Consider the following 708-nt stretch of genomic DNA (forward strand, 5'->3'; position numbering starts at 1 on the left):
TGCGTCGGCACGGGGCGCTGCGCAATCGGCGGCGGGGAAGCCTGAGGCTGGGCCAATTTGGAGAGCCTGTTGACGAGGTCGGTTGCGCTTGGTTTTGTCGCCGGGAGGTCTGCCTCCTGCGCCGGGTTGCCCTCTGCCTCGGCCTGGCTTGGCGCCGATGTCTCCGGCGGCTGGCTGACTGGTTTTGGCAGTTTCGCACTCTCCTCGGCCTTTGGCACCGAAGCTGCCGTTGGCGGATTGGCGGTCGGCGTCTGGGCTGGCTTAATCCCGACCCCTGGCACTTGCGGGGGATTGTTGTTAGCCTGTGATTTTGTTGCCGGCTGCTCGCCTGCAGCGTCCGCCTGGTTCTCAGCCGGTATTGCGGTCTTCGTCTTTACATCCGGCAGGGCAGGTGGCTTCACCGTTTCGACGGTGCCGGCGTTGTCGGTTTTTGACGGCTCTGGCTGAGGTTGCACCGGTGGGTGTGGCTGAGGTTTCGATGCTTCCGGTTGCGGCGCCTGGGCCACCGGCTTTGCGATCAGCGGCTTGAGTTTCTCTTCGGCCGGCGGTGGCGCCAGTATGCCACTGAAGTACAGCCCGCCGCCCAACAGGAACACCAGCGCCGCGAGGCTGCCAGCGATGGCCGGCATCCGAGACGACTTTCGCGGCGGCATGGTCGTGCTGGCCGGCGCGGGCGTTGGCGCGGACCTTGGTTGCGACAGATGGGCC

At 66.1% G+C, this 708-nt stretch carries 1 pseudogene; it reads right to left on the reverse strand.

Annotated elements, in window-relative coordinates:
- Positions 1-629: pseudogene (locus O7A61_RS32315) on the reverse strand (serine/threonine-protein kinase); the annotation flags it as partial.
- Between the last annotated feature and the right edge of the window lie 79 nt (positions 630-708).

The sequence above is a fragment of the Mesorhizobium sp. Cs1321R2N1 genome (genome assembly GCF_037179725.1).
GTDB lineage: Bacteria > Pseudomonadota > Alphaproteobacteria > Rhizobiales > Rhizobiaceae > Mesorhizobium > Mesorhizobium salmacidum.